Raw genomic sequence first — 6188 nt, forward strand, 5'->3', positions numbered from 1 at the left:
CCTGCGTGCAACTCAAACCTCGAACAAAGTCTAACTTGCAGACAGTCGGAATGCTACATACAGCTTTTTAGCTTGTGAAGACCTTAAGACCTGTCATGTTTCGACAAAGCCCGAACTTTGCCGTGGAACCGCATAACAGTCTCTTCCCGTAACACCATAAGTATAGAATTTTAAGCCGATTCTGTCAACTCTTTTTTGCTCGGAATCGGTCTGGATAACGCCGTTTTGGGGCCATTGCGCAGCCCATTTTTGCCCCTAAAAAGCTCAAGCGGACCCTTGAAGGATCCGCTTGAAAGAGTAAGTCGGCCTATCCTGTTGGATAGCTTACGGGCAGCTTGCGCAGGGCGCCGCTCCGCCGCCAAAGATGTAACTAATCAGATAGACCACGTCCGCAACGCTGGTCGCACCGCTGCAGTCGGGATCGCCTCCTCGGACGGTTGCCGGAGCGGCTCCGCCTGAGAAGATGTAGTTGATCAAATGTACCACGTCGGCAATCGAAATCGCCATGGATCCGTCGGCATCTCCGCAAATGCCGTCGATGACTGATATGCTCGTAAACATGGTATCTGCTCGCCCGTCGCCGCTTAGAGCTATGAAGCGCAGGTTATAGACCGAGTCCTTTTGGTTTGGTATCGGGTCGAGAGTATAGCTTCCTCGTCCGTTACCGGAATCGACCAATACAGCGTTCCACGGCGCTATTGGCTGACCTGACACTGATAGGGCTGCCGGTGGACTATCGACATCAGACGAGCGCAGATAGAGCCTGAGAATGTCTGAATTGATGTTTACCGTGTAGCTCGCGTTCAAGTTCACGAGCACGGGCGACTGTGGGCCGGCTTCGATAACGGTCAAGACGACCATCTCGGTGTCGACTAACGGCGGGGTTGCCTCCCTGACTCGGAATACGAGGTTATACACGCCGGCAGCGGTAAATCCCGGTGTGTAGAGCAACCGAGATGTTGCTGTGCCTGCAGGTTGACCCGTAAGAGCCGTAAATGTCGCTCCGGACGGAAGTGCGGATGATGTAAGATTCACAGGTAGACCATCTGGATCGGAACCCGTGATATTGATATCAAGAGTCTGGCCCTCAAGAACCGAGAGCGACCCAATCGGGTTCAGAACCGGCGGTACCGATACGTTGGTAACACTAAATGTCCACGGCGAATATCGATACAGATTCGCATTTGTCTGATCTATCGCCAGCATAACAACCTTATAGCTTCCAGCTTGCTGGAAATTGGGGCTGAATGTGAAGACCGCCGTATCGCCCATATCATTCACACTCATATTGGCAGGCAATGGCTGGGCAAACAGAATCGTGGTATCATTTCCACTGACAGTAAACAACTTTGCCGTCAAAATTGGATCCGTTTCATCAGCGTCGTTCGAGTAAAAGGTGATGTTCACCGTATTGCCTTCTGCTACTATTCGCGTTCCGCAATCTGCGGGAATTGGACAAGTCAGAAGCGGTGTATAATTAGGCTGGTCGGGTGCAATTGGCGAATCGTTGACCCTCAACACAACGCGCGAAGTGTCGATTATCTGGTTGTCCGCGCCATCGATAGCGTAGAAAACAACCACATAGATGCCTAACTGCAAGTTCGCAGTCTGCCACTCAAAAGCCGCAGTCCCGTTTCCATTATCCGTAAATGTACTTGTCCACGGTAGCGGTGTGCTTGAATCCAGATTCGCGGTAACACTATCGGCGTCTGATGAAGTCAAAGTCAAATTAATCAGATCGCCTTCGATCACAGTGACAGTATCAAGATCGTTCAAGACGGTCGTGTTTCTTCGCACTGCAAGGACCGGCGTTTGATTGCCCGCCTCTTCAACGTTGACGACCACAAGCTCTGTATCAGACCTCTGGCCATCAGTTGCGATAAACGTCAGGTCATAGAGACCGGCCTGCACAAAGACCGGCGCAAATGTAAATGATCCTCTGCCGTTACCGGAATCCACAAAGACCGAATTGAGCGGCGGTACAAGCAGCGAATCAATCTTCAACTGCGGAATTGTGCCGTCAGGATCGGTGGCACTGATCTGGAACGCAAGAATCTCGCCCTCGGTCACAAATTGCGTATCCGCCGGAACAACAAGTATTGGCGGTTGCGGCACATTCGTAACCTGTATCAGAACAGTCTCATTGTCAGTCTTGTTGCCGTCCGAGGCAAATATCTTGACCGAATACAATCCTGACTGCGTGAAGCTGGGCTGGAATCGGAATGATCCCGCACCGTTGGCAGAATCGATCAGGATAGCATTCTGAGGAACACTCTGAGCATAGAAGAATGGAGTAGATCCATCCGGGTCGGTTGCAGAAATTCGGAACTCAAGCATCTGCCCTTCCGCTACCGACTTCGTGCCAATCGCCGCCAACACCGGTGCTTGGTTGGTTACCTGCACCGTGATAGTAGCGGTGTCGCGCGAACTCAACGCCGGCGATTCATCGTCAGTACACAAGACGATAAACTGATGAATGCCGGTATCACTTGCTGTCGGCAACCAGCGAAGTGACCCGCGATTATTGGTTGAATCAGTAAATACCGCAGTAGTCGGCTTGGCTAAAGCGAGCAAGTAGAGACGTCCGCCATTGGCGTCGGTTGAGTCAGTCGCGACTACGTGAATCTTAACTGAATCTCCGGGCACTGCCGTCACGTTGGCAATTGGTGAGATCTTCGGAGCGCGATTGATATCCAGCGTCGTAATCGCAACCTTCTCTTGATCGACAGCGCCATCGTCGTCAAGCGCGAAGAAAGTCACTGTATCGGTTCCGGCATCGAAGTAGTTCGGCGAATAGGTAAACGAACCGGCGCCGTTGCCTGAATCGACGAAGACATAGTTGTTCATCAACGTATTCACCAGAAGATTTGGTGTCCCGGCTTCGTCCGTCGCATGGACACGGAAGGTCAGGATGTTGCCCTCGGCAATCTGCTTGGTACCGATCGAGTCGAGTACCGGCGGCAGATTTCCTGCTTCGCCTACGGTAATCTGGACACTCTCGCTATCTGCTAAGACGCCATCACTGGCAACGAACAACACGTTGTAAACTCCCCGCCTGGTTGAAGTTCGGCGAGAATGTGAATGAACCTGCTCCGTTGGTGGAGTCTACAAATATCGCATTGGCAGGAATCGTGAATGCCGCCAACGAGGGAATTGCGCCGTCGCCGTCAGTTGCGCTTAAGCGGAACTGAAGGACATTGCCTTCCTGAATCGCCCGGTTACCGATTGTCGCCAAAACCGGTCGTTGGTTTCCAGCGTCGATTACAGTAATCGCGACAACTTCCGAATCGGCCAACAAGCCATCGGAAGCGATGAATGTCACATTGAAGACTCCCGCCTGATTGAACCCGGGAGTGAAATTGAACGAACCGCTGCCGTTGGCATTGTCAACAAAGGTTGCATTCAGTGGAAGGTTCACGGCTGTCAACGTCGGAATTGTCGCATCAAGGTCAGTTGCAGTCGCACTAAAGCTCAGCAACACGCCTTCAGTAACGTTCTGTGCGCCAATTGCTGCGAGCACTGGCGGACGATTCATCTCGTTGACAGTTACGGCTACTACTTCGGAATCTGCCAAGAAGCCGTCAGATGCTATGAACGTAACATTGAACACGCCGGCCTGAGTAAAGTCCGGCGCAAAGTTGAATGTTCCGGTTCCGTTGCCGTTATCGACAAAACTGGCATTGGTAGGAACGCCGACGGCCGACAATGTCGGAATGCTCGAATCGGGGTCACCGGCGTTGATGTTGAAGTTCAAAACCGCGCCCTCATTGACGTTGCGCGGTCCAATTGTTGTAAGAACCGGCGCCTGATTTCCGGCATCATTGACACTGACTGCAACAACCTCGCTATCGGCAAGCACACCGTCAGTTGCGATAAATGTCACATTGTAGATGCCCGACTGCGCGAATGTCGGCGAAAAATTGAAAGTGCCAGTGCCATCACCGTTGTTGTTGAATGTTGCACCGACGGGCAATCCCGTTGCCGTGAGTGTCGGCGTTGTACCATCGGGATCAATTGCGCTGGCATTGAAATTCAGATTGGCGCCTTCATTGACCAGTTGTGGTCCAATAGCCGCAAGAACCGGTCTTTGATTGCCGGCATCGTTGACAGTGATCGCCACGACTTCGCTATCGGCGAGTCCGCCGTCACTGGCAATAAACGTCACATTGAAAATTCCAGATTGCACAAAGCTCGGATTGAAATTGAATGTGCCGCTGCCGTTACCGTTGTCAACAAACGTCGCATTGAGCGGTACGTTGACTGCTGTCAGCGTCGGAGTCGTTGCATCTGGATCAGTTGCAGTGGCAATGAAGTTCAAATTGGCACCTTCAGTCACACTGCGCGGACCGATAGCCGCCAAAACTGGCCGTTGGTTGCCGCTGTCAATGACCGTTATAGCCACAACTTCAGAATCGGCAAGTGTTCCGTCAGTTGCGATGAACGTGACATTGAACACACCGGCTTGGGTAAAGTTCGGATTGAAGTTAAATGTCGCTGTCCCGTTGCCGTTATCGACGTAGGTCGCGTTGGCGGGAATACCGACCGCACTGAATGTTGGAGTCGTTGCATCCGGATCAGACGCACTGGTATTGAAATTCAGGTTCAAACCTTCAGTGATATTACGTGGACCAATTGCCGCAAGAACCGGTCGTTGATTTCCGGCCTCATTAACGGTAATTGCCACAACTTCAGAGTCCGCAAGGATTCCGTCAGAGGCGATGAACGTGACGTTGTAAACGCCTGCTTGAACGAATGTCGGATTGAAATTGAATGTACCGGTACCGTTGCCGTTGTTGATGAATGTCGCATTGAGCGGCAGATTTATCGCCGACATGACAGGAGTCGTGCCATCGGCATCAGCGGCTGTTGCGATAAAGTTGAGATTGGCGCCTTCAATTACGTTGCGCGGTCCAATTGCCGCAAGTACCGGAGCACGCTCCACAACTTGCACACGGACCGTGTCAGGAATAGAATTCGTTACTCCATCGTTCACTACCAGGCGGAAGAAATAATCGCCATTTGCATTTGCGGTGAATGTCGGTTGAGCTGCGGTCCCACTCGAGAGAATCACTGCGGGTCCCGAGGTCTGCAACCAGTTGTAGGTCAAGCTGTCCAGATCAACGTCGGTCGATCCAAGACCGGTGAGTGTAATCAGTGTATTCTTAAATCTTCCCAATTGGTCAGGTCCGGCATTAGCAACCGGCGCTGTATTGGCAAAGTAATTAAATCCATTGGGAAGTGTCCCGGCAAGTGCCGCTGAATTGTTGCTAACAACAACATCAGCCGGCCCGACACCGGAGGGCGTTACCGCAGTAATACGGCCAGCGGACACGACTGCTACCGAAGCAGCCGGATTGCCGTCAATTGTCACTGTTACACCGGAATTGTCAAAACCGGAGCCGAAAATTGTGACGGCAGTTCCACCAACCGAAGGTCCGGTCGCGGGAGCTATGGAAGTTACGATCGGTGCAGTCAGCAATCCAGCGCTTGCTGATGCCAGCGCAGAATGTGCTGAGTACTGACCGGCATTCTGAGCGATGACGACGTAGGTATAAGATGACGCGCCATCAACAGTGGCATCCACGAAAAATGTATCGACTACACCGGCATTGGCCAAGCTTCCAGCCGGGTTGTCCACACGGAAGAAGGATCCGTTCGAGCTCGAGAGGCGGCGATAAACGTGATAAGTCGATCCGGCAGAGCCCGACCAAATTACCAACATCTTTGTACTGGATATCGCCCGTGCCGTCACGTTCGTCGGTCTTGCCGGAAGCGCCCCTGCTGCCAACACAATATTCTCTTGTTGGAAACTGTTGTTCGGAATGCTGTTGGCAAGATGATATATCTGGCCATTCGTCGTGTTGACGAAATAGTAATCGTAGGGATTACCGGCGGCTTCGGTCAGATAATTCTGAAAATCATCAAACCAGTTTCCGCTCTGATAACCGGCACCATCCGACAATTCGATGCGAATCTCTTCGTCGGTGTCATCAAGGAATCCAAAGAATGAGATTTCCCCATCCGCCGGAACCGAAAGATTGGAATTTTGGACTGTACCAAATATCGAACCCTGCGCGAAGGCCGACGCCGGTACTACCAGCAGCGCAGCCATCGCTACCATTAGCAGGAGCATCCAATTGCCTGCTTTTGGTTTGCGATTATAGTCTTTCAACCGCACAGAAACCTCC

General features: G+C 52.0%; 2 protein-coding genes. Both read right to left on the bottom strand.

Annotation, left to right across the window (positions count from 1 at the left end; all coding sequences use genetic code 11):
• Nucleotides 1-324: 324 nt before the first annotated feature.
• Complete coding sequence (locus IPH59_11330) at nt 325-3039, bottom strand: hypothetical protein (protein MBK7092290.1); 2715 nt, start codon at nt 3037-3039, stop codon at nt 325-327.
• Nucleotides 3020-6178: an IPT/TIG domain-containing protein gene (locus IPH59_11335; GenBank protein MBK7092291.1), complete on the bottom strand. Its 3159-nt coding sequence runs from the start codon at nt 6176-6178 to the stop codon at nt 3020-3022. Before IPH59_11335 ends, IPH59_11330 begins: the two co-directional genes overlap by 20 nt.
• Nucleotides 6179-6188 lie beyond the last annotated feature (10 nt).

The organism is bacterium (assembly GCA_016708315.1).
In the GTDB taxonomy this organism is placed as follows: domain Bacteria; phylum Zixibacteria; class MSB-5A5; order CAIYYT01; family CAIYYT01; genus JADJGC01.